The 23,056-nt window shown below is 65.3% G+C and carries 24 protein-coding genes; 5 read left to right on the forward strand and 19 right to left on the reverse strand.

All coding sequences use genetic code 11. The features are described from left to right. Positions 1-51 precede the first annotated feature (51 nt). A complete protein-coding gene (locus EA798_RS02450) occupies positions 52-294 on the forward strand; it encodes a DUF2789 domain-containing protein (protein WP_014818983.1) in 243 nt (80 codons plus the stop codon). An 18-nt stretch (positions 295-312) separates the two neighbouring features. Here EA798_RS02450 and EA798_RS02455 read toward each other — a convergent pair whose 3' ends face one another. The 5 genes from EA798_RS02455 to EA798_RS02475 form a co-directional block, all read right to left on the reverse strand. After that, positions 313-885, reverse strand: coding sequence for a HupE/UreJ family protein (locus tag EA798_RS02455; RefSeq protein WP_122097929.1), 573 nt, complete (start codon positions 883-885; stop codon positions 313-315). Between the two features lie 108 nt (positions 886-993). Further along, entirely contained in the window at positions 994-1,608 is a 615-nt protein-coding gene (ureG, locus tag EA798_RS02460; RefSeq protein WP_014818985.1) for an urease accessory protein UreG, read from the reverse strand. 1,067 nt (positions 1,609-2,675) lie between these two features. After that, positions 2,676-3,368, reverse strand: a complete 693-nt coding sequence (locus EA798_RS02465; protein ID WP_122097930.1) for an urease accessory protein UreF — start codon at positions 3,366-3,368, stop codon at positions 2,676-2,678. Further along, positions 3,365-3,865, reverse strand: a complete 501-nt coding sequence (gene ureE / locus EA798_RS02470; protein ID WP_003283015.1) for an urease accessory protein UreE — start codon at positions 3,863-3,865, stop codon at positions 3,365-3,367. Before ureE ends, EA798_RS02465 begins: the two co-directional genes overlap by 4 nt. Positions 3,866-4,028: 163 nt before the next feature. Beyond that, a complete protein-coding gene (locus EA798_RS02475; protein ID WP_122097931.1) occupies positions 4,029-4,514 on the reverse strand; it encodes a GNAT family N-acetyltransferase in 486 nt (161 codons plus the stop codon). Between the two features lie 266 nt (positions 4,515-4,780). Here EA798_RS02475 and EA798_RS02480 point away from each other — a divergent pair, with 266 nt between their 5' ends. Both EA798_RS02480 and EA798_RS02485 read left to right on the forward strand, forming a co-directional pair. Next, the gene (locus tag EA798_RS02480; protein WP_014818989.1) at positions 4,781-5,653 is read left to right on the forward strand and encodes a DMT family transporter; all 873 of its coding nucleotides are present in this window, start codon (positions 4,781-4,783) and stop codon (positions 5,651-5,653) included. 100 nt (positions 5,654-5,753) lie between these two features. Further along, positions 5,754-6,617: an isocitrate lyase/PEP mutase family protein gene (locus EA798_RS02485; RefSeq protein WP_122097932.1), complete on the forward strand. Its 864-nt coding sequence runs from the start codon at positions 5,754-5,756 to the stop codon at positions 6,615-6,617. Between the two features lie 82 nt (positions 6,618-6,699). Here the strand turns inward: EA798_RS02485 and EA798_RS02490 are convergent, their stop codons facing one another. After that, a complete protein-coding gene (locus EA798_RS02490; protein WP_122097933.1) occupies positions 6,700-7,419 on the reverse strand; it encodes a TorF family putative porin in 720 nt (239 codons plus the stop codon). Between the two features lie 304 nt (positions 7,420-7,723). Here EA798_RS02490 and EA798_RS02495 point away from each other — a divergent pair, with 304 nt between their 5' ends. Beyond that, complete coding sequence (locus EA798_RS02495; protein WP_106157497.1) at positions 7,724-7,990, forward strand: DksA/TraR family C4-type zinc finger protein; 267 nt, start codon at positions 7,724-7,726, stop codon at positions 7,988-7,990. Here the strand turns inward: EA798_RS02495 and EA798_RS02500 are convergent, their stop codons facing one another. From EA798_RS02500 to urtA, 13 genes are all read right to left on the reverse strand, one after another. Continuing rightward, positions 7,991-9,172: a GAF domain-containing sensor histidine kinase gene (locus EA798_RS02500; protein ID WP_122098170.1), complete on the reverse strand. Its 1,182-nt coding sequence runs from the start codon at positions 9,170-9,172 to the stop codon at positions 7,991-7,993. 69 nt (positions 9,173-9,241) lie between these two features. Beyond that, positions 9,242-10,714, reverse strand: a complete 1,473-nt coding sequence (locus EA798_RS02505; protein ID WP_122097934.1) for an NCS1 family nucleobase:cation symporter-1 — start codon at positions 10,712-10,714, stop codon at positions 9,242-9,244. Positions 10,715-11,042: 328 nt separating this feature from the next. After that, positions 11,043-11,771: a hypothetical protein gene (locus EA798_RS02510; protein ID WP_122097935.1), complete on the reverse strand. Its 729-nt coding sequence runs from the start codon at positions 11,769-11,771 to the stop codon at positions 11,043-11,045. Between the two features lie 370 nt (positions 11,772-12,141). Then, entirely contained in the window at positions 12,142-13,842 is a 1,701-nt protein-coding gene (ureC, locus tag EA798_RS02515) for an urease subunit alpha (protein ID WP_122097936.1), read from the reverse strand. A gap of 103 nt (positions 13,843-13,945) precedes the next feature. Then, on the reverse strand, positions 13,946-14,251 hold the full coding sequence (locus EA798_RS02520; RefSeq protein WP_011914741.1) for an urease subunit beta: 306 nt from the start codon (positions 14,249-14,251) through the stop codon (positions 13,946-13,948). Further along, positions 14,248-14,802: a GNAT family N-acetyltransferase gene (locus EA798_RS02525; protein WP_106157502.1), complete on the reverse strand. Its 555-nt coding sequence runs from the start codon at positions 14,800-14,802 to the stop codon at positions 14,248-14,250. The genes EA798_RS02520 and EA798_RS02525 overlap by 4 nt, the downstream gene beginning before the upstream one ends. Positions 14,803-14,813: 11 nt before the next feature. Further along, the gene (gene ureA / locus EA798_RS02530) at positions 14,814-15,116 is read right to left on the reverse strand and encodes an urease subunit gamma (protein WP_003283033.1); all 303 of its coding nucleotides are present in this window, start codon (positions 15,114-15,116) and stop codon (positions 14,814-14,816) included. A 140-nt stretch (positions 15,117-15,256) separates the two neighbouring features. Continuing rightward, positions 15,257-16,090: an urease accessory protein UreD gene (locus EA798_RS02535; RefSeq protein ID WP_122097937.1), complete on the reverse strand. Its 834-nt coding sequence runs from the start codon at positions 16,088-16,090 to the stop codon at positions 15,257-15,259. A gap of 219 nt (positions 16,091-16,309) precedes the next feature. After that, a complete protein-coding gene (gene urtE, locus EA798_RS02540; RefSeq protein WP_122097938.1) occupies positions 16,310-17,008 on the reverse strand; it encodes an urea ABC transporter ATP-binding subunit UrtE in 699 nt (232 codons plus the stop codon). 172 nt (positions 17,009-17,180) lie between these two features. Continuing rightward, the gene (gene urtD / locus EA798_RS02545; protein WP_122098171.1) at positions 17,181-18,032 is read right to left on the reverse strand and encodes an urea ABC transporter ATP-binding protein UrtD; all 852 of its coding nucleotides are present in this window, start codon (positions 18,030-18,032) and stop codon (positions 17,181-17,183) included. After that, positions 18,032-19,108 (reverse strand): urea ABC transporter permease subunit UrtC, encoded by a 1,077-nt coding sequence (urtC, locus tag EA798_RS02550; protein ID WP_122097939.1) that lies wholly within the window; start codon positions 19,106-19,108, stop codon positions 18,032-18,034. The genes urtD and urtC overlap by 1 nt, the downstream gene beginning before the upstream one ends. Next, positions 19,105-20,676, reverse strand: a complete 1,572-nt coding sequence (gene urtB, locus EA798_RS02555; RefSeq protein WP_122097940.1) for an urea ABC transporter permease subunit UrtB — start codon at positions 20,674-20,676, stop codon at positions 19,105-19,107. Before urtB ends, urtC begins: the two co-directional genes overlap by 4 nt. A 176-nt stretch (positions 20,677-20,852) precedes the next feature. Then, positions 20,853-22,121, reverse strand: a complete 1,269-nt coding sequence (urtA, locus tag EA798_RS02560; RefSeq protein ID WP_122097941.1) for an urea ABC transporter substrate-binding protein — start codon at positions 22,119-22,121, stop codon at positions 20,853-20,855. A 290-nt stretch (positions 22,122-22,411) separates the two neighbouring features. On the opposite strand from urtA, the gene EA798_RS02565 reads away from it, so the two are divergent. After that, a complete protein-coding gene (locus EA798_RS02565; RefSeq protein WP_017246504.1) occupies positions 22,412-23,041 on the forward strand; it encodes a pseudouridine synthase in 630 nt (209 codons plus the stop codon). The last annotated feature ends 15 nt before the right edge of the window (positions 23,042-23,056 follow it).

Here is a 23,056-nt window from a genome sequence, read left to right on the forward strand (position 1 = left end):
GAATGGACGATACTCATAGCGTTCATTCCCGCGTCAGCACCGGAGGTCAACATGGAACAGTCGATCCACGCCTTCCATAACCTGTTCGAACAGTTGGGCCTGCCCAACGATGACGTGTCGATCAGGCGCTTTATCGAAACCCATTCGCCGCTAGCCGAGGACGTCTATCTGGCCGACGCGTCGTTCTGGACGCCGGCCCAGGCGGCTTTCCTGCGCGAGGAAATTCTCGAGGATGCCGACTGGGCCGAAGTGGTCGATCGCCTCAACGTCGCGCTGCGCCGGCGCTATCACTGAGGCGCTGGGGTGTTGCTCTCAGCTGGCCAGCAACCAGGCGCCCGTGACTGCCGAAGCAGCACCGGCAATGCGCACCAGTGGCGCGGCTGCCTGCGGCAGGTAACGCACCAGCGCGTAACCGGCGGCATGCAGGGCGGCAGTGGCAACAACGAAGCCGGCGGCATACCCCCACGGGCTGGATAGCTCTGGAAGTTCCAGGCCGTGGGCGACGCCGTGGCTGGCGGCGAACACTGCGGTCAGCGCTGCAGCGACGACCAGCGGCGGGCGTACCGCCAGTGCCACCAGCAGGCCCAGCGCCAGGACCGAGCCAGCGATGCCGGTTTCCATCAGCGGCATTTCGATCCCCGCGAAACCGGCGAGCCCGCCGAGCAGCATGGTGGCGACGAAGGTCAGCGGCAGCGCCCAGCGCGCAGTGCCTTGCTGTTGCGCTGCCCACAGACCCACCGCGAGCATGGCCAGCAGGTGATCGAGGCCGAAGATCGGGTGGGCGATACCGGACAGCACGCCGGCGTGGTCATGGCCTGGGTGTGCCATCGCCAGCGCCGGGCTGAGCAGCAGGGCGGAGGTGACCAGGAGTTTCTGTACGTTCATGCGAGTTTCCTCTGATTGCATGGCTGAAAGCTGGACCGAGAAGTCGTCACTCGATCGATTGCCGTTTGATGGGCGAGGCCACGCGTCCTCGCGCCGTACGAGCGTCGGTCAAGCGGCGCTGAGCATTCCCTGTTTCTCGATAAAGGCGATGATCTCCTCAAGACCCTGGCCGACCTTCTGGTTGCTGAAGACGAACGGGCGCTCGCCGCGCATCTTGCGGGCGTCGCGATCCATCACCTCCAGCGAGGCACCGACCATCGGCGCCAGGTCGATCTTGTTGATCACCAGCAGGTCGGACTTGCAGATGCCCGGCCCGCCCTTGCGCGGCAGCTTGTCGCCGGCGGACACGTCGATCACGTAGATGGTCAGATCCGACAGCTCCGGGCTGAAGGTCGCCGAGAGGTTGTCACCGCCGGACTCGACGATGATCAGATCCAGGCCGGGAAAGCGCCGGTTGAGCTGCTCCACCGCCTCGAGGTTGATCGAGGCGTCCTCGCGGATCGCCGTGTGCGGACAGCCGCCGGTTTCCACGCCGATGATCCGCTCGGGCGCCAGGGCCTCGTTACGCACGAGGAACTGGGCGTCTTCCTGGGTGTAGATGTCGTTGGTCACCACAGCGAGGTTGTAGCGATCGCGCAGGGCCTGGCACAGGGCGAGGGTCAGGGCGGTCTTGCCGGAACCGACCGGCCCGCCAATGCCGACGCGCAGGGGTTGGGTGTTCATGGGTGGTCTCCTCTGAAAGGCGGTGTGGTTGCCTCGGGGTTGATGCGAAGGGGGTGCCGCTGCCGATTGGGGCAGGGGGGAATAGAAATCGTTGGGTGATCGATGGTGGCGTACGCAGTGTTGTCAGGCGCCGCGCTTTCCTCGGCTGGGACTACAGGTTGCGCCTTGCACGGCGCGTCACTTTCTCTTGTCTCGCCAAGAGAAAGTAACCAAAGAGAAGGCGACCCCGACATCCGGACTGGGCGTCCCCGGTTTGCTGCGCAAAACTCCCCTCCCTCCGGCGTTACTCCGGGGGCTGTGGTCCGAGCCGGTTGGAAGTTTCTAAACGNCTCTTGTCTCGCCAAGAGAAAGTAACCAAAGAGAAGGCGACCCCGACATCCGGACTGGGCGTCCCCGGTTTGCTGCGCAAAACTCCCCTCCCTCCGGCGTTACTCCGGGGGCTGTGGTCCGAGCCGGTTGGAAGTTTCTAAACGGGTCCGTAGGGTGGGTAACGCGAAGCTTACCCACCGGTTTGAAAAGTAATACGCCACGGCTCGGCGAGAGCGTGCTTGTAGCCTGCGGTGGAAAATGCTGCGCAGTTTTCCACCCTACATCGCGGGCGAGAGATAGCGGCAGGGCTGTCTGTAGGTTGCTGGCGTTACCCTCAGGTTGGTTTTTCTTATACGGACGAGCAGGCGACATCAATTGCCCCTTCAGGAGGGTGAACGGAGTCTTCGTGGAGAGGGGCGAGCGGCATGGATGCCGCAAGAGCCGCAAAGGGTCGGGGCCGCCATCGGTATGGATGGCCCTTGTACGGCGACCCTCGGAGCGGCGGCGGAGAGAACGAACCCTTCGCGAAGCGAATGGCCGGATGCAGGGGCAAGCGTTTTTGCTTACTTTTGAGGGGCCGGCCATCCGGGCGACTGAAAAAAGTGAGTCGCCCAACAGGGCGAAACCTAAGGTCAGTGCCCATAACAACGCCGCACCGTCGAGGGAAGCTGCTCCCGCCACCACCTGTGCCACCTGTGCACCGCCTCGGCCTGCTCCTGTGTAGCTGCGCCCGTAGTACGGAGCTCGCGCCAGTTCTCTCATGACCTAAACAACCGACTGTACTGCCGCTCATGCGCCATGCTGGTCAGCACCAGTCCAAACGGCGCACTGCCCCAGTCCCGCTCCGGCAGCTCGCTGGCCTCCCGCTGCGCCTGGCTCAGGACCGGCAACAGCTGCGAGGTCAACCGCTGCGCCGCCTGCTGTCCCAGCGGCAGCGTCTTCATCAGTACCGCCAGCTGGTTTTCCAGCCAGCCCCACAGCCAGGCGGCGAGGGCATCGGCGGGGTCGATCCGCCAGGCGCGGGCGGCCAGTGACCAGGCCAGTGCCAGGCCGGGCTCGTCGGCGGCCGCGAGGCAATCGCGGGCCGGCTGGTCGAGTTCCGGCAGGCCGTCGAGCAGCTGCGTCAGGGAATAGCCCATCTGCCGGCTTTCCAGCTGCAGCTCGCGGGTTTCGCGGCTGGCGCGGTGCTCGGCGGCGAGCTGTAACAGGCGCGGCCAGTCGTCCTGTGCCGCCGCTTGGCAATGCGCGAGCAGCAGCGGCGCCTCGAAGCGGGCGAGGTTGAGCAGCAGTTGATCCTCAAGCCAATGCCGGGCGCTGTCGGCGTCGCTCACCCGGCCGTTCTCCACCGCCATTTCCAGCCCCTGGGAATAGCTGTAGCCGCCGATCGGCAGCTGCGGGCTGGCCAGCCGGAGCAGAGCCCAGGCCGAGCCGGGTGCGGCCGCTGCGTTCACGGGCGTACGCCGAACTGGTGCAGGCGCGGTGCGTAGCTGAACTCCGCCTCGCCGGCGTGGGAGTGATGATGGCCGCCACCGTAGGCGCCATGCTCCGGCTGGAAGGGCGCCTCGATGTGTTCGACCTGGGCGCCCAGCTGCAACAGCATGTCCTTGAGCACGTAGTCGTCGAGCAGGCGCAGCCAGCCGTCGCCGACCTGCAGGGCGACATGGCGGTTGCCCAGGTGGTAGGCCGCGCGGGTCAGTTCGAAAGCGCTGGCGCAGGTGACGTGCAGCAGTTGTTCGGGCCGAGCGCGCACGCGCACGACACGGCCATCACCGGCGAGCAGGCATTCGCCATCGTGCAGCGGCGGCTGGCCGCGTTCGAGAAACAGGCCGACATCCTCGCCGCTGGTACTGAAGCAGCGCAGGCGACTCTTGCTGCGCGCGTCGTAGGTCAGTTCGAGTTCGGCCTGCCACTCGGGGCGGGCGTCGATGCGTTGGCGAATCACCAGCATGAGCAGAGTTCCGGTCGGATCGTTTCCGGAACAAGAGCAAGTGGCTTGCCAACCGGCCCCATATACCGCGATCGCGGCGGCTATCGGGCCTGCGTGCCTGATAATGGGGCTTTGAGCGCACCGTCACGGTGCGCCTGTGGGGGGCTGGTCAGGTGCGTGCGCCTTACTGGTGCAGGTCGCGCACCATGTACACGGCAGGGATCTGGTAGCTGGCCAGGTTGCCGGCCTGCGGTGGGTCCAGTTCGTCGTGGGCTTCGTAGCCCAGGCGCGACCAGAAGCCGGTGGAATCCTGCACCGACACCAGTGCCGAATAGCGCAGCTGTGCGGTGCCGGCTTGTTGCAGGTTGTGCCGCACCAGTGCCGGGCCGATGCCGCGGCCGGCGGCTCGCCCGGCCACGGCCAGATCATGCAGGTAGAGGCAATCGGCGTCGCCGTCGGTGCAGAACTCCCCGTCCAGCGGGGTCACCTTGCCCAGGCGCGAGTGGTAGGCGAACAGGTAGGCGCAGACACCCTCGTCATCCTCGGCCACCCACGCCAGTTGCGGGAACGCTGCCAGCCGTGAGCGGATCACTGCCTCGTCTTCCAGGACCTCGGCGGCATAGGATTCTTCCTGGATCGCCAGGACGGCAGGGATATCGCGCTCCTGCATCGCTCTCAACTGGTACATCACGACTACACTCGAACGCCGCGAAACGCCGCGCGGCTCGGCAAAAAGCCGGCGATCATACGCCAATTGCCGGCGTTCCGCTTGTCGTCGGGCGGCATATCCGCGCCCCGTCAGCCCACGCAGCGGGACGGACAGCGCAGTGGCACCCCCGTCCTCGCTCGGCTGAAAGGTTTCAGCTGATTGGTGCAGCGGTGCGACAAGATGACAGGCATAATGGTTAGCCTGCTAACAAGTGGTTGAGGCCTGCGTTGAACGATCACCATCACCCGCTCTACGGCGTCCTGCTGATATTGCTGTCGGGTCTGTTGCTGGCCAGTCATGACGGGCTGGCCAAACACCTTTCCGAAATCTACCCGGTGTTTCTGGTCATCTGGGCTCGTTACGTCGCGCAGACGGTGCTGATGACCGCGCTGTTCGTGCCGCGCATGGGCCAGCGCGTGTTTCGCACCCTGCGCCCGTGGCCACAGTTGCTGCGCGGGTTGAGCCTGGTCAGCGTGAGCCTGCTGTTCATCAACGGCCTGCATTTCATTCCGCTGGCCGAAGCCACGGCGGTGATCTTTCTGACCCCGGTGCTGGTGACCATCGCCTCGGCGCTGCTGGGCGAGCGGGTCAGCCGCAGCCAGTGGCTGGCCGTGGGCTTCGGTCTGCTCGGGGTGGTGATCATCGTGCGGCCCGGTTCGGCGCTGTTCACCCCGGCGGTGCTGTTGCCCTTCGGCGCGGCGCTGTCGTTCACCGTGTATCAGCTGGTGACCCGGCGCCTGGCCGGTACCGACCACCCGGTGACCAGCAACTACCTGACCAGCCTGGTCGGTTGCGTGACTCTGAGCGTGCTGGTGGTCTTCAACTGGCGCACGCCAACGCTGCACGACGCGCTGCTGATGGGCGCGCTCGGTGGCATGGCGATGCTCGGTCACCTGCTGCTGACCAATGCCTTCCGCTTCGCCAGCGCGGCGACGCTGGCGCCGTTCACCTATGGCCAGATCGTTTTCGCCGGGGTGGTCGGCTATGTCGCCTTCGATCACGCGCCGGATGCCGGGGCGCTGATCGGCATGGCGGTGATCATCGCCAGCGGTCTGTGCATGGCTTATGTGCAGCGCCGTCAGGGGCCGGCCGAGGGATAACCCGCGAAAATGTGCCATTCGGCCGACCAGGCAGCTTCTCAACAACACTGAAATGAAAAGACAGGGCGAATCGACCCTTGCGTGCACCCATGGAGCCTATATGCCGCGACTCTCTCATCACGACCTGCGCCGCAACTTTCGCGAGCTGCTGAACGCCGACCGCTGCTTCCACACCGCCTCGGTGTTCGACCCGATGTCCGCGCGCATCGCCGCCGACCTCGGTTTCGAAGTGGGCATCCTCGGTGGCTCGGTGGCCTCGCTGCAGGTCCTCGCCGCGCCGGACTTCAACCTCATCACCTTGAGCGAGTTCGTCGAGCAGGCCACGCGTATCTGCCGCGTTGCCCAGCTGCCGGTGCTGGCCGATGCCGACCATGGCTACGGCAATGCTCTGAACGTGATGCGCACCGTTTCCGAACTGGAACGCGCCGGGATTTCCGCGCTGACCATCGAGGACACCCTGCTGCCGCCGAAATTCGGCCGCCGCTCCACCGACCTTATCGGCATGTTCGAGGCCGTCGGCAAGATCCGCGCGGCGCTGGAGGCGCGGGTCGATCCGGAAATGGCCATCATCGGCCGGACCAATGCCGGCGTGATCGGCTTCGAGGAAGTCATTGCCCGCGCCCAGGCCTACGAAAAGGCCGGCGCCGATGCCATCTGCCTGGTCGGCATCGAGGATTTCGACCACCTGGAGAGCATCGCCAGCCAGCTGACCAAACCGCTGATGCTGGTCACCTATGGCAACCCCAACCTGCGCGACAACGCCCGCCTGGCCGCGCTTGGCGTGCGCATCGTGGTCAACGGCCACGCGGCCTACTTCGCCGCGATCAAGGCAACCTACGACTGCCTGCGCGAACAGCGCCAGGTCGATGCGCTGGACCTGAACGCCTCGCAGCTGTCGGTCAAATACTCCACGGCCGATGAATACGTCGTCTGGGCCGAGGAATACATGCAGGTCAAGGAGTAAGCCCCGGCGCTGGCGCGCTCGCCTGGCTGAAGTCAGCCGCGCCGGCATCGTGCATGGGTCGGCTGTGCGTCGTGGCCCGTGCTCAGAAGAACGAACGCTCGGCCTTGAACATCATGAAGCCTTCGCAATAGGCGTTTTGCCCCGAGTAGACGCCGCATTGCGCGCCGCGCAGGCTCGAGTCGCTGTAGGACAGGTCCATCTGCATGCCGAGCAGTCGACGGGAAAGGTTCAGTGACCAGTCGTTGAACACCCGCACACTGCCGCCGGGGTGATACATGGGACTGTCCATCGAGTGGCTGGCGTACTTCATCCGTACGTCGACATCGAACGGCCGCAGCGCGCCCAGCTCGAGAAACAGCGTGCTGTCGGTGCGACCCAGGGCGCTGCTCATCGCGCCGCCCAGACGGCTGCTGCCGAGGTTGATACCGGCGTAGTACGCCTCGCGGTTTCGCGTCTCGACTTCGGGAAAGCTGTAGCGAATCACCCCAAGCTCATAGCCCGCTGAATCGTCCAGGCGTGGCTGGGCGTAACCGACGTAGCTGTTGAGTTCCAGCTGGCTGCCGTCGAACAGCCCGACACTGGGCGACCACTGCCCGACATACACGCCGCTGTCATGGGTCAGATCCAGGCCGCCGCGAAAGGTGCTGGCGGTGGTCGGCTGTATCAGGCCCTGGGCCATGCTGCGGGTGGGCGCCGTGCCGAGCTTCAGATCGAACTGCCCGATTTCGCGCTCGACCACCTCCGGCTGGCTGGTACAACCGCCAAGCACGACGGCCAGAGCTATCAGATATCTGTTGTCCATACACCGCTTCACTGGTGATGTGTGACAGGCCGACCAGTGACGACCGCGAATGGGAAGGCCGAGCCAGGGCGCTCCAGCGCAGCGGCACATGAGGCTTCCCGATGTCGGGCCGAGGATAGTCAATGCAATCTGTCGGCGAGCCCCGCTCGTCGATTTGGCGCCAGTAGATCGACAGGCGGTGCCGCCCGCCGGCGAGGCGGAATTCCGGCGCGCTTTGTTTGTATTGTTGGAAACGCTTGCCGCAAATGCCGTTCGAATGGGATATCCGAAGAAGCGATGGTTCGGGCAGATCGAGGAGGTTGCGATGGCTACCGGTTGGGCAGGGGATGGCGCGGTACAGGACCAGATCGACAGCACCGTCGAGGATGCCGTGCAGCGCGCACGCAGCCAACTCGGCCGTGGCGAGAGCCTGAGCCACTGCGAAGAATGCGGGGAGAAGATCCCCGAAGCCCGGCGTCAGGCCGTTCCTGGCGTGCGGCTATGTATCAAATGCCAGGCTGAGCGGGACAAGGAAGAGGCCAGATTCAGCGGCTACAACCGTCGTGGCAGCAAGGACAGCCAGCTGCGCTGATCAGCTGCGGCGAACCGGCATCGAGAAGGTGAAGGTGGTGCCCGCCTCGGCGCTCGAGGTCACCCGCATGCGGCCGCCATGGGCTTTCGCCACCTGATCGACGATGAACAGCCCGAGCCCCAGCCCGTTGCGCGGCGTGTCATCTTCCCGCGAATAGGCGTGGAACAGCCGCTCGAGCCGGTCCGACGGGATCGGCGTGCCGCGGTTGTGTACCGAAAGCTGGAAATGCCCGCCCACGCTCTCGGCCTTCACGATCACCGGACCGGTACTGGCGCCGTGGTGCAGCGCATTGGTGATCAGATTGGCCAGCAGCTGGGCGATGCGGTCCGGGTCGCATTCGAACACCGGCAGCTCCGCCACCTGCTCGAGCAGTACCCGGCGTGGATGGGCGGTGCGCAGCTCGTTGACCACCTGCAACAGGGTGAGGTGCAGGTTGGCTGCAGCCGTCCAGTTCAGCGGTATGCCATTGCCCAGCTGGCCGCGGGCGAAATCCAGCAGATCATCGACCATGCGCGAGGCGCGCTGGCTGGACGTGCGCACATGCTCGGCGAGCTGCTGCGTGCCGGGCTCCGTCGAGCGCCGCACCAGCAGGTCGCTGGCCGCCTGGATCGAGGCGAGTGGGGTGCGCAGGTCATGGCCGAGCAGGGCGATGAACTGTTCGCGCTGGTGGCCGGTGATGCGTTCGTCCGCCAGCGCCGCACGCGTGGCCTGCTGCTGATCCTCGGCTTCGATCTGCAGGGTCAGCAGGCGGGCAAAGGATTCGAACATTGCGCGCGTCGCCGGGCTGGACAGGTCGCGGGGCAGCGGGTCGAGCGCGCAGAGCGTGCCGAAGAAACTGCCGTCGGCGCGCAGCACCGGGACCGAGATGTAGCTTTCGAAGCCATACATCTGCGGCGTGTGATGGTGGCAGTAGTCCGGATCGGCGCTGACCTGGCTGATGATGATCGGCTGATGGGAGGCGTGAATCTCGCTGCACAGGGTGGTGGTCACGTCGAGCTCACCGCCGACCTTCAGGCCGAACTCGATGCGATCGAGCACGGCGCAGGCAGTCCAGCTCGTATCGGTGACGCGGGCAACCGCAGCGAAGCGCAATCCGGTTGTTTCGCTGACCACTTGCAGGATGGCCGGGACGGCGCTGATGCGCTGGACGGTGAGCAGGTCGTCGAGGATGGATCGCACCATCTGCAGGCCCTGAGCGACGTAAAAAAGGCCGGCCACTTTAACATGGCCGACCTCTTCTGCAGACGGCGGTCAGCCGAGCGGAGCGGGTTGTGCCGCGCTGGCGAGCAGCGACTGGTTGCGCATCAGACCGTAGTGCAGCGCCCCGCCAAACAGCGCGCCCAGCAGCCAGGCGAAGCCGGACAGGCTCTCCAGGCCCGGTACCCAGACCGAGGCCACCGAAAACACCGCACTGACGCCAAAGGCGATCATTGCCTTGCGGTTCCAGCCGGCATTGAAATGGTAGAGCCCGCTGCGCTCTGCGCAGAACAGCTGCTGCAGGTCCAGGTGCTGGCGACGAACCAGGTAGTAGTCGGCGACGATGATGCCGTACAGCGGTGCCAGCACCGCACCCAGCGTGTCGACGAAGGCGGCGATACCGACTTCGCTGATGAAGGCCACCCACAGCGCGCCGATGAAGAAGGCGATGGCCGCGGTAATGAAACCGCCGGTACGCGCGCTGATCCTGGCCGGCGCCAGGTTGGCGATGTCGTAGGCCGGCGGAATGAAGTTGGCGACCAGGTTGATGCCGACCGTGGCGGCAAAGAAGGTGATGGCGGCCACTACCGTCAGGGTGACGTTGTCGATGCGCGCGACGATGTCGGTGGGGTTGGTCAGTGTTTCGCCGAACACCACAACGGTCCCGGCAGTGATCACCAGTGCGATCAGCGAGAAGATCGCCAGGCTGACCGGTAAACCGAGGAAGTTGCCGATGCGCATCTGCCGTTCGCTCTTCACGAAACGGGCGAAGTCGCCGTAGTTGATCACCACGGCGGCGAAGTAGGCGACCATGGTGCCGACCACTGCGGCGAACGCGGCGATCGGTCCGCCGGCGTGCTCACCGCTGCCGCTGAAGATGTCGCCGAGGGCGCCGAGCAGGCTGGGGCCGGCCTGATACCAGATGGCGATCATCAGTACGATCATCACCAGGTAGACCAGCGGGCCGGCCCAGTTGAGAAAGCGCGTTACCCAGTCGACGCCACGCACGAACAGCGCCACCTGGAACACGCAGACGATCACGTAGGCGGCCCAGTCGATGGCCGTCAGGCCGAGCAGCGTGGCGGCCTGTGACTCGCTGCCGAGCAGTGTCCGCAGCAGCAGGGCCACCGCGGTCGAGGCGAAATAGGTCTGCACGCCGTACCAGAAGATCGCGACGATGCCCCGCACCACGGCCGGGAAATTCGCGCCGCGCACCCCCATGCTCGCCCGCGCCATCACCGGGAACGGGATGCCGTATTTCACGCTGGGCTTGCCGGTGAGCTGCACCAGGCCCATGACGATGAAACCGGCCAGCACGATGCCCGCCAGCACCGCCCAGCCGTTGAGGCCGTAACTGATGAACAGGGTGGCGGCGAGGGTGTAGCCGAACAGGCTCTGGATGTCGTTGGACCACACATTGAAGATCTCGAACCAGCCCCATTTGCGCTCCGCCGGAGCGAGTGGTGCGAGATCGGCGTTGTACAGGCTGGGATCGATCTGCTTGATCTGGAAGTCGTCGTTATTCATGGGGCGCGCTCTGAGCAAGACTGTTGAGTTTTTGTATGCAGTTCTTGTTCCGCGCAAGGCAGGGCTCGCGAATTAATCGGATGGGACGCCGCGCGTCGCACCGCCGACCCCTGGATTCCAGGTGCTATCAGGCAGATTGCTTGGATTATTTGTATACAGAAGACGGGCGAATTTAGTCATGCTCGAGCGCGAAAGCTGTCTACGAATGCGCCGCTCGAGGGCCTGATAACGCACAGCGCACCAGCAGGGTGCGTTCCGGTGGCGCATAAAAAAGCCAGGCCCTGCGTGGGGGCCTGGCTTCTCCGACCGAATCGGCCGGTGGACGCGCTTATTGCTGGGTAATGATCGCGGTATTGTTGCTGCCGGTCTGGCTGATGTTGGCGTAATCAGCGAAGCCAGCCTGGGTCACGTTGGCGAAGTTATCCATGCCGTTCTGCATGACCACGGCCTGGTTCGCTTCACCGAACTGATCGACCAGTGCAAGGTTGCCGTCGCCCTGTTGCATCAGGTCCACGGAGTTGGCCAGACCCTCTTGCGCGATGTCGGCGACGTTCATGTTGCCCGCCTGGCTCACGTCGATGATGCCCTCCTGGCCAGTCTGCGAGATCAGCGCTTCGTTGCCTTCGCCGAATTGATCGACGACGGTATCGTTGAAGCTGTTGTCCTGGATCAGCACGACATCGTTGTTCATCCCGTCCTGGGTGATGTCGGCGCTGTTCGCGAGGCCTGCCTGTTCGACGAGCGTGCTGTTGTTGACGTCGTACTGGCTGATGATGACCCGGCCTTCGACACCGCTCTGGATGACGTCTGCCTGATGCAATGCACCTTGCTGGGTCACCTCGGAAAAGTTGTCCTGGCCCGTTTGCGTGGTGTTGGCAGCGTTCTGCTGCGACGCACCGGTCTGGTAGATGTACGAAGCCTGGCCGACACCTTCCTGATAGACGTCGGCAACCTGGTCAAAACCATTTTGTTCGATAACCGCTTCACTGCTGGCCGCAAAAGCCTGGGTAGCGGATACAGCGAGTACAGCAGCGAAAAGCGCGTTGATTTTGAACATCGATGTTTCTCCGTGGATTCAGTCAGTCGCACAGCCGTATCAGCTGGCGCGGTTACCCGACAAACGCACACCCTCCCGAGAGCGGTACCGGCAGTGCCTGCCTTGAGCTTTGGCGCCAGTGGCCGCTTCGCATCCGTGCGTCCTTGAGCGGGGCGTCGCGCTTGGGTACGCAGAAGGTAAATACCTGCCCCGTATTCCCAATCCGTCGAACGGTTGATTCATTCGTGAACCGACGAAGTGCACCGCGCTGGGTGGCGGTGAGGAGATGGTCGAGCGCCCTGTCTCAAGGGCGCTCGATCAGGCTGGATGCGCCCGGGAAGGCCCATGCCATTGGGCTGTGCTGCAGGCTGGCTGCAGCGCCGTGCAGGACTCAGAACAGGAAGTAGCGCTGCGCCATCGGCAGCACTTCGGCCGGCTCGCACCAGAGCAGCTGGCCATCGGCGCGCACCTGATAGTTCTGCGGGTCGACCTGGATATCCGGCGTGTAGTCGTTGTGGATCAGGTCTTTCTTCTGCACCGAGCGGCAGCCCTTCACCACGCCGATCTTCTTCTTCAGGCCCAGCTGTTCCGGCACGCCGGCCTCGAAGGCTGCCTGGCTGATGAAGGTGAAGCTCGACGCATGCAGCGAGCCGCCGTAGCTGGCAAACATGGGTCGGTAATGCACCGGTTGCGGTGTCGGGATCGAGGCGTTGGCGTCGCCCATCAGGCTCGCGGCAATGGCGCCGCCCTTGAGGATCAGCGTCGGCTTGACGCCGAAGAAGGCCGGGCGCCAGAGCACCAGGTCGGCCCACTTGCCCACTTCGATCGAACCCACCTCATGGCTGACGCCGTGGGTGATCGCCGGGTTGATGGTGTATTTGGCGATGTAGCGCTTGGCGCGGAAGTTGTCGTTACCGGCGCCATCACCGGGCAGGGCGCCGCGCTGCTTTTTCATCTTGTCGGCGGTCTGCCAGGTGCGGGTGATCACCTCACCGACACGGCCCATGGCCTGGCTGTCGGAGCTGATCATCGAGAACGCACCGAGATCATGGAGGATGTCCTCGGCGGCGATGGTCTCGCGGCGGATGCGGCTCTCGGCAAAAGCCACGTCCTCGGCGATGCTCGGGTCGAGGTGGTGGCAGACCATGAGCATGTCCAGGTGCTCATCGATGGTGTTGCGGGTGAACGGCCGCGTCGGGTTGGTCGAACTCGGCAGCACGTTGGGCAGACCGCAAGCCTTGATGATGTCCGGCGCATGGCCGCCACCGGCACCCTCGGTGTGGTAGGTGTGGATGGTGCGGCCCTTGAACGCGCCGAGGGTGGTCTCGACGAAGCCCGATTCGTTCAGCGTGTCGGTATGGATGGCCACCTGCACGTCGTACTGGTCGGCGACGCTCAGGCAGTTGTCGATGGCCGCCGGGGTGGTGCCCCAGTCCTCGTGCAGCTTGAGGCCGATGGCACCGGCTTTGACCTGCTCGATCAGCGGTTCGGGCAGCGAGGCGTTGCCCTTGCCGGTAAAGCCGATGTTCATCGGGAAGGCGTCGGCGGCCTTGAGCATCATCGCCATGTGCCAGGGGCCAGGCGTCACCGTGGTGGCGTTGGTGCCGGTGGCCGGCCCGGTGCCGCCACCGATCATGGTGGTCACGCCGCTCATCAGCGCCTCTTCGATCTGCTGCGGGCAGATGAAGTGGATGTGCGAGTCGATGCCGCCGGCGGTGAGGATCATGCCTTCGCCGGCGATCACTTCGGTGCTGGCGCCGATGGCGATGGTCACATCGGGCTGAATATCCGGGTTGCCGGCCTTGCCGATGGCGGCGATGCGGCCGTCCTTGAGGCCCACGTCGGCCTTGACGATGCCCCAGTGGTCGAGGATCAGCGCGTTGGTGATCAGGGTATCGACCACTTCGGCGGCGCACAGCTGGCTCTGGCCCATGCCGTCGCGGATCACCTTGCCGCCGCCGAACTTCACCTCTTCGCCATAGGTGGTGAAGTCTTTTTCGACTTCGATCCACAGCTCGGTGTCGGCCAGGCGCACCTTGTCGCCAACGGTGGGGCCGAACATGTCGGCGTAGGCTTGGCGGGAAATCTTCATCCGTATCGTCTCGCGTAGGGTGGATGGCCGAAGCCATCCACCGATCCTGTTCACGGTGGAAAAGCCTTCGGCGTTCTCCACCCTACGAAAAAAGCGCTGTGCCCTAGAGCGCGCCCATCACCCGCCCGGCGAAGCCGAACACCCGGCGCTCGCCGGCCAGCTCGACCAGTTCCACCTCGCGGCTCTGGCCCGGTTCGAAGCGCACCGCGGTGCCGGCCGGGATGTTCAGGCGCATGCCGCGCGAGGCGGCTCGATCGAAGGTGAGCGCATCGTTGGTTTCGAAGAAGTGGTAGTGCGAGCCGACCTGAATCGGCCGGTCGCCGCTGTTGGCCACGCAGAGGGTCAGGGTGCGGCGGCCGGCGTTGAGCTCGATGTCGCCGTCCTGGATCTGGTATTCGCCGGGAATCATGGATTGGAGCTCCTGTTCAGGGTCAGTTGCATCATGGTCAGGTCCAGCCAGCGGCCGAACTTGCAGCCGACCTGGCGCATCTGGCCGACATGGATGAAGCCCAGTTGCTGGTGCATATGCACCGAGGCGCGGTTCTCGCTTTCGATGAAGGCGACCATCACATGCTTCTCGAGCATGCGGGCGCGCTCGATCAGTGCCTTCATCAGGCTGCGGCCGATGCCGCTGCCGCGATGGTCGGGGCTGACGTAGACCGAGTTCTCCACGGTATGACGAAAGCCGTCGTGGGGGCGCCAGGGGCCGAAGGAGGCATAGCCGGCCACGCGGCCCAGCTCGTCGATGGCGACCAGTACCGGGTAGCCCTGCGCGTGACGCTCGGCCAGCCAGGCCTGGCGGTTGGCGAGGTCGACGCAGTGGTCGTTCCAGATCGCCGTGCTGTTCTGCACGGCGTCGTTGTAGATCTGCAGGATGCCTTCGAGGTCGGTGTCCAGGGCGTCGCGTATCTGCACGTTGGTTTCCTTCAAGAACGGTTCAAGGTCGTGGGCAGTAGACATTGACCGATATTTCAGGCGATTGGTTGATGCACCGTGACCAGCTTGGTGCCGTCCGGGAAGGTCGCCTCGACCTGGATTTCCGGAATCATCTCCGGCACACCTTCCATTACCTGCTCGCGGCTGAGCAGGGTGGTGCCGTAGTGCATCAGCTCGGCGACCGTCTGGCCGTCGCGCGCGCCTTCGAGCAGCGCGGCGGAGATGTAGGCCATGGCCTCCGGGTAGTTGAGCTTCACACCGCGGGCCAGCCGGCGCTCGGCCACCAGGCCGGCGGTGAAGATCAGCAGCTTGTCCTTCTCTCTTGGTGACAGATCCATAACCGCTCCAGTCGTAGGGTGGATGTCGCTCTTCGTATCCACCGGCCGGTGGTCGAGACCACGCAGCGTTGTTCAGGGCGGCGTGCACGCAGGCGCGCCGGCGTAGGGAGGGCAACGGCGCAGCCGTGCCCACCGATCATTCAGGTACTCCAGATTCGCGGCGCTAGCGCTTCGCGACCGAGCAACTGGGGGCGCAACAGCCGCCACAGGTCGATCAGCCAGGCGCGGGCGTGCAGCGCCTCGTCGGCCAGGCAGCGCGCTACCACCAGGCCGGGCAGCTGCGTCAGGTCGCCATGCACGCGGCTGGGCAGTTCACGACAGCGTTCCATCAGCTCGGCATCGATTTCGCCGCTGACGATCAGGGTGGCGAACACCGAACGCCCGTCGAGGCCGATCGGTGAGTCGAGCAACGCATCGGCGCCGGCGATGCGCTGGCGCTCGTGCCAGATCAGCTGGTCGTCGCGACGGATATCCAGGCGCGCCTGGAAATGCCCGGCGTCGAAGCGCTCGCCTGCGGCCGGCCGGCCGAGCGCCACCATGTCCCAGTAGAACAGCCGCGCGTCGCCTTCCAGCTCGATGACCGTGCTCAGCTCGGCCTGCGCCGCGGAGTAGACGATGGTCTCCTGCGGCAGCCATTCCAGCGTGGCGCCGGTTTCGACGCGCAGGCGCAGGTCCTGAAACGCCGGGCCGACTGCGCGATACCACTTGGCCGCACCGGGGCTGGTCAGTTGCGCCCAGGCACCGGCGGCAACCGAGGCGCTGATATCCAGCCGATCCCCGCCGGCAATGCCACCCGGCGGATGCACGATGATGTGCTGACAGACTTCCGGCCCCTCGGGGTAGAGATGCTTCTGCACCCGCAGCGGCCCGCTGTGGCGACGCAGCACGGGACGCGTGGCGCCGGCGCACAGCGCATAACCGAGCTCCAGCTCGGCATGCCAGTGAGGGGTGAACAGCAGTGCAGGGGCGTTCATGGGCGCAGGCTTTTCGATCTGTCGGTCAGGAAAGCAGAGCAATCGCCATGCCCGTTGTGCGCTGCCCTGGTGCGTCGTCCTGTGGCGAGGCCTGACAGGTAGGCGTTGCAGCGCTTTCCGGCGCGTATTCGCATCCTGACCAAGCGTCTCTGGCCGACGCTCTTGTGCTTCTGGCTGGTGCGTTGAGCTTTTGATGCGCCGTTTTGGTGCGTTGTTCGATCAGATCGCGACCAGCCCGCGCACCCCTTCGGCGTCCATGTTTTCGCCGCGCCCCTGCTGGATGATCTCGCCGCGGCTCATCACCAGGTACTGGTCGGCCAGTTCGGCGGCGAAGTCGTAGAACTGCTCCACCAGGAGGATCGCCATGTCGCCGCGGGCCGCGAGTTTCCTGATCACCGCGCCGATCTCCTTGATCACCGAGGGCTGGATGCCTTCGGTGGGTTCGTCGAGGATCAGCAGGCGTGGTTTGCTCGCCAGCGCGCGGCCGATGGCGAGCTGCTGTTGCTGGCCACCGGAGAGGTCGCCGCCGCGCCGGTGCTTCATTTCCTTCAAAACCGGGAACAGCTCGTAGATGAACTCGGGTACTTCCCTGGCTTCCCTGGCGCTGAAGCGGGACAGGCCCATCAGCAGGTTTTCTTCGACGGTCAGGCGGCCGAAGATCTCGCGCCCCTGCGGCACGTAGGCGATGCCGGCGTGCACGCGCTGGTGCGGCTTGAAGCCGGTGATCGGCTTGCCCTCCCAGTTCACCGCGCCTTCCTTGGCCGGGATCAGGCCCATCAGGCACTTGAGCAGGGTGGTCTTGCCGACGCCGTTGCGTCCGAGCAGGCAGGTGACTTCGCCGACCTTCGCCTCGAACGAGAGGCCGCGCAGGATATGGCTGCCGCCGTAGTACTGGTGCAGTTGCTGGACTTGCAGCATGTGCGACTCCTTCACTTGGTGGATAAGCCTCTGGCGTTATCCACCCTACGATTAGGTTTGTGATGATGCGGGCATGGGCGCTCGGCGGGCGTAGGGTGGATGACGCTTTACCCATCCACCGTGGAATGGCATCGATGGATCAAGCCGGCCTCATTCACCCCTGCGAGCCGCTCTACCGCCCCAGATACACCTCGATCACCCGCTCGTCCGCCTGCACCTGTTGCAGCGATCCCTCGGCCAGCACCTGGCCCTGGTGCAGCACGGTGACGTGGTCGGCGATGGTCTCGACGAAGCCCATGTCGTGCTCGACCACCATCAGCGAATGCTTGCGCGCCAAGGACTTGAACAGCTCGGCGGTGAATTCGGTCTCGGCGTCGGTCATGCCGGCCACCGGTTCGTCGAGCAGCAAGAGCTGCGGCGACTGCATCAGCAGCATGCCGATCTCGAGGAATTGCTTCTGCCCGTGGGACAGCAGCCCGGCCGGGCGATGACGCGACTGGCCGAGGCGGATGGTCTCCAGCACTTCGTCGATGCGGTCCTTCTGCTCGCCGGAAAGCCTGGCCCTGAGGCTGGCCCACACCGACTTGTCGGTCTTCTGCGCCAGCTCCAGGTTCTCGAATACCGAAAGCGCCTCGAACACCGTGGGCTTCTGGAGCTTGCGGCCGATGCCGGCCTGGGCGATGTCCACCTCGCTCATGCGGGTCAGGTCCAGGGTTTCGCCGAACCAGGCGCTGCCGCTGGTGGGACGCGTCTTGCCGGTGATGACGTCCATCATGGTGGTCTTGCCGGCGCCGTTGGGGCCGATGATGCAGCGCAGCTCGCCGACGCCGATGTACAGGCTGAGGTTCGTCAGCGCCTTGAAGCCGTCGAAGCTGACGTTGATGTCTTCCAGGCTGAGGATGGTGCCGTGGCGTACGTCCAGGCCCTTCTCGGCGACCCGGCCGAGGCCGATGGCATCGCGGGTCAGGCCGCCGCCGGTGGGGTCGAAACCGTCGATGACGGCGCTGCAGGGTACGGTTTTCATCATTCGCCCCTCCGCTTGATGAGGCCGATGACGCCCTTGGGCAGGTACAGGGTGACGACGATGAACAGCGCACCGAGGGCGAACAGCCAGTATTCGGGGAAGGCCACGGTGAACCAGCTCTTCATGCCGTTGACGAGGCCGGCGCCGAGCAGCGGGCCGATCAGCGTGCCGCGTCCGCCAAGGGCGACCCAGACGGCGGCCTCGATGGATTGCGTCGGTGCCATCTCGCTGGGGTTGATGATGCCGACCTGCGGCACGTAGAGCGCACCGGCCAGGCCGCAGAGCACCGCCGACAGCGTCCAGATGAACAGCTTGTAGCCGCGCGGATCGTAGCCGCAGAACATCAGCCGGTTCTCGGCATCACGCAGGGCGGTGAGCACCCGGCCGAACTTGCTGCGCGCCAGGCGAAAGCCCAGGTACAGGCTGCCGGTCAGGAGCGCCACGGTGGCGAGAAACAGTGTGGCGCGGGTCGCCGGCGCCGAGATCGAGAAACCGAGGATGGTCTTGAAATCGGTGAAGCCGTTGTTGCCGCCGAAGCCGGTCTCGTTGCGGAAGAACAGGAGCATGCCGGCGAAGGTCAGCGCCTGGGTCATGATCGAGAAGTACACGCCCTTGATCCGCGAGCGGAAGGCGAAGAAGCCGAAGACGAAGGCCAGCACGCCGGGCACCAGCACCACCAGGCACATGGCCCAGAGGAAGCTCGACGTGCCGTACCAGTACCAGGGCAGCTCGTTCCAGGCGAGGAAGCTCATGAATGCCGGCAGGCCGTCACCGGCGCTCTGGCGCATCAGGTACATGCCCATGGCGTAACCGCCGAGGGCGAAGAACAGGCCGTGGCCGAGGGACAAGAGCCCCGCGTAACCCCAGACCAGATCCAGCGCCAGGGCGACGATGGCGTAGCAGAGGATCTTGCCCACCAAGGTCAGGGTGTAGGCCGAAACGTGCAGGGCATGCTCGGCTGGCAGCAGGTGCAGCAGCGGCATGGCGACGAGGACGGCGAGCGCCAGGCCGAGGGCGATGACCGTAGCTTTCGGCCCGGCTTTCTGCGCGGCGGTGAGGGTAAGTGGCTGGTTCAATCGATGACCCTCCCCTTGAGAGCGAAGAGTCCCTGCGGACGCTTCTGGATGAAGAGGATGATCAGCGCGAGGATGAGAATCTTGCCCAGCACGGCGCCGATCTGCGGTTCGAGGATCTTGTTGGCGATGCCGAGGCCGAAGGCGGCGAAGATGCTGCCGGCCAGCTGCCCGACACCGCCGAGCACCACCACCAGGAAGGAATCGATGATGTAGCTCTGGCCGAGGTCCGGGCCGACGTTGCCGATCTGGCTCAGGGCCACGCCGCCGAGCCCGGCGATGCCGGAGCCCAGCCCGAAGGCCATCATGTCGATGCGCCCGGTGGGCACGCCGCAGCAGGCGGCCATGTTGCGGTTCTGCGTGACCGCGCGCACGTTCAGGCCCAGGCGCGTCTTGTTCAGCAAGAGCCAGGTCAGCAGCACCACGAACAGCGCGAAGCCGATGATCACCATGCGGTTGTAGGGCAGCACGAGGTTAGGCAGCACCTGCAACCCGCCGGAGAGCCAGCCGGGGTTGGCGACTTCCACGTTCTGCGCGCCGAACAGCACGCGCACCAACTGGATCAGGATCAGGCTGATGCCCCAGGTCGCCAGCAGGGTTTCCAGCGGGCGGCCGTAGAGATGGCGGATCACCGTGCGCTCCAGCGCCATGCCGATCGCGGCGGTGACGAAGAAGGCCACCGGCAACGCCACCAGCGGGTAGAAGGCGAGGGCTTCCGGGGCGAGCCGCGCCATCAGCACCTGCACCATGTAGGTGGTGTAGGCCCCGAGCATGAGCATCTCGCCGTGGGCCATGTTGATCACCCCGAGCAGGCCAAAGGTGATCGCCAGCCCGAGGGCGGCGAGCAGCAGAATCGAGCCGAGCGACAGGCCGCTGAAAGCCTGGCCGAGCAGCTCCCCGATCAGGAGCTTGCGCTTGACCTGAGCCAGGCTGGTCTCGGCGGCCTTGCGCACGGCGGCGTCGGTTTCCGCCTCGTCGGCCAGCAGATTTTCCAGCCTTACCCGCGCCAGTGGAGCACCGGTTTCGCCAAGCAACCGCACGGCGGCGAGGCGCACGGCCGGGTCGCTCGCGGTCAGCTGCAGGTTGGCTAGCGCCAAGGTCAGCGCTTCGCTGACGGCAGCATCTTCCTCTACGTCCAGGCGCTGCTGGAGCAGCTCGAGCTGTTCCGGCTGGCCGCTGCGCTGCAGGCGCTTGGCCGCGGCGAGGCGCTGTGCGGGGTCTTCGGCGAACAGCTGGTGGCTGGCCAGGGCGGTGTTGAGCAGGCCGCGCAGGCGGTTGTTCAGGCGCAGCTTCTTCGGCGTGCCGACCGGCTCGGCATCACCTTCGAGGGCACGGTAGGCACCGTTTTCCTCGATAAAGGGCGTCTTGTTCTGGTCGATGGCCACGCGATTGGCGCGCAGCGCTTCGATCAGCGGCAGCCGCTCGGGCGCGGGCGCGGCGGCCCAGCTTTCCAGCAGCCTGGCCTGTTTGGCCGGGCTGGCCTTGGCGTAGTCGGCCGCGTCTCCGGCCTGGGCTGCCCAGGGCAGAACCAGCAGGAGCAGCAGCAATAATCGGTGCAGGGCAGTGTTCATGCGTGAATTCCCCAGGGGGCGCCGCGGGCTCTCTTGATGGAGGTGGCGGCGGTGGGCAGGCGGATGAGAACGTCTCGACTAGGCGTCCCGATCCGCCCGACGAAAGCCGAGCGATCGTGGGGTGGATCGGGACGCGAAATCGGTGCGTCACCCATCCACCATGACGACCGCAGCGGTTAGTTCGACTTCACCGCGTAATCCGGCTTCTTGTCGTTGCCCGGGATGTAGGGGCTCCACGGCTGGGCGCGGACCGGGCTTTCGGTTTCCCAGACCACCGAGAACTGACCGTCCTCCTGGACCTCGCCGATCATCACCGGCTTGTGCAGGTGATGGTTCTTCTCGTCCATGGTCAGGGTGTAGCCGCTCGGGGCCTTGAAGGTCTGTCCGGCGAGGGCATCGCGCACCTTGTCCACCTCGGTGCTGCCGGCCTTCGCGACCGCCTGCGCCCACATGTGGATGCCGACGTAGGTGGCCTCCATCGGGTCATTGGTCACCGCCTTGTCGGCGCCCGGCAGGTTCTTGGCCTTGGCGTAGGCCTTCCACTTGCTGACGAATGCTTCGTTGACCGGGTTCTCCACCGACTGGAAGTAGTTCCAGGCGGCCAGGTGGCCGACCAGCGGCTTGGTGTCGATGCCGCGCAGCTCTTCTTCACCGACCGAGAAGGCGACGACCGGAACGTCGGTGGCGTCCAGGCCCTGGTTGGCCAGTTCCTTGTAGAAGGGCACGTTGGAGTCGCCGTTGATGGTCGACACCACGGCCGTCTTGCCGCCAGCGGAGAACTTCTTGATGTTGGCGACGATGGTCTGGTAATCGCTGTGACCGAAGGGGGTGTAGACCTCTTCGATGCTCGATTCCGGCACGCCCTTGCTGATCAGGAAGGCGCGCAGGATCTTGTTGGTGGTGCGCGGGTAGACGTAGTCGGTACCGAGCAGGAAGAAGCGCTCGGCGCTGCCGCCGTCTTCGCTCATCAGGTACTCGACGGCCGGGATGGCCTGCTGGTTCGGTGCGGCGCCGGTGTAGAAGACGTTCGGCGACAGTTCCTCGCCTTCGTACTGCACCGGGTAGAACAGCAGACCATTGAGTTCTTCATAGACCGGCAGCACGGATTTGCGCGATACCGAAGTCCAGCAACCAAAGGTCACCGCGACCTTGTCCTGGGTCAGCAGCTGGCGGCCTTTTTCGGCGAACAGCGGCCAGTTGGAAGCCGGATCGACCACCACCGGCTCGAGCTGCTTGCCGAGCACGCCGCCCTTGGCGTTGATCTCGTCGATGGTCATCAGCGCCATGTCCTTGAGCGAGGTCTCGGAGATGGCCATGGTGCCGGACAGCGAATGCAGGATGCCGACCTTGATGGTTTCGGCGGCCTGCAGGGTGAAAGGGAACAGACCGCTGAGCATCAGGGCACTGGCGGCGAGGGTGGTCTTGATCAGAGGACGGCGTTTCATTTGGGGCTCCTTGGCTGTCCGTGCGCAACTGTGGGCTGGGTACATCGGAACGCCAGGAGCAATGGCAGCATCCGTGCCAAATGGCGCAAAGCCTTCTACGACGCCGCTTTGCGCCGATCTTGGGTTGATCCGGCAGCTTTCGTGGTGAGCCATGCTGGTGCATGGCGGGGCGCGTGGTGCACTGCCAGGGCCTGCTTTGCCCGATTTCGGTGCCGGTCCGTAGCGGCCCGCCACTTGCCCGTTGCGGGCCTGGCTTCTAGCATGGCCGGCCCGCTCCGAGACCCGTCGCCATGCCCCGTCCACCGCGTTCTCCATCCTCGCGATCGCCTGCCAGAGCGCCTGCTCCGCGGCGCGTCGCCAAGGCTCCGCCGGCCGAGCCGCGGCTGTTGCTGCTGAACAAGCCGTTCGACGTGCTTACGCAGTTCGCCGATGCCGATGGTCGTGCGACCTTGAAGGACTTCGTCTCGGTGCCGGGCGTCTACCCCGCCGGGCGTCTGGATCGCGACAGCGAGGGTCTGTTGCTGCTGACCAACGACGGTCGCCTGCAGGCGCGTATCGCCGACCCGAAGCACAAGCTGCCCAAGACCTACTGGGTGCAGGTCGAAGGCGAGGTGGACGAGACACAGCTGGAGCGGCTGCGTCAGGGCGTCGAGCTGAACGACGGCATGACCCTGCCGGCCGAAGCGCGGCAGCTCGATGAGCCCGAGCTGTGGCCGCGCAATCCGCCGGTGCGCTTTCGCAAGAGCGTGCCGACCAGCTGGCTGGAGCTGGTGATTCGCGAAGGACGCAATCGCCAGGTCAGGCGCATGACGGCGGCGGTTGGCTTGCCGACCCTGCGTCTGGTGCGGGTGCGCATCGGCCCCTGGGCGCTGGACGGCCTGCAGCCGGGCGAATGGCGGGAAGTGCCGGCGCAGCTGTAGCGCGCCGGCCGGTGC

Origin of the sequence: Pseudomonas songnenensis (genome assembly GCF_003696315.1) — a bacterium.
Taxonomy (GTDB): domain Bacteria; phylum Pseudomonadota; class Gammaproteobacteria; order Pseudomonadales; family Pseudomonadaceae; genus Stutzerimonas; species Stutzerimonas songnenensis.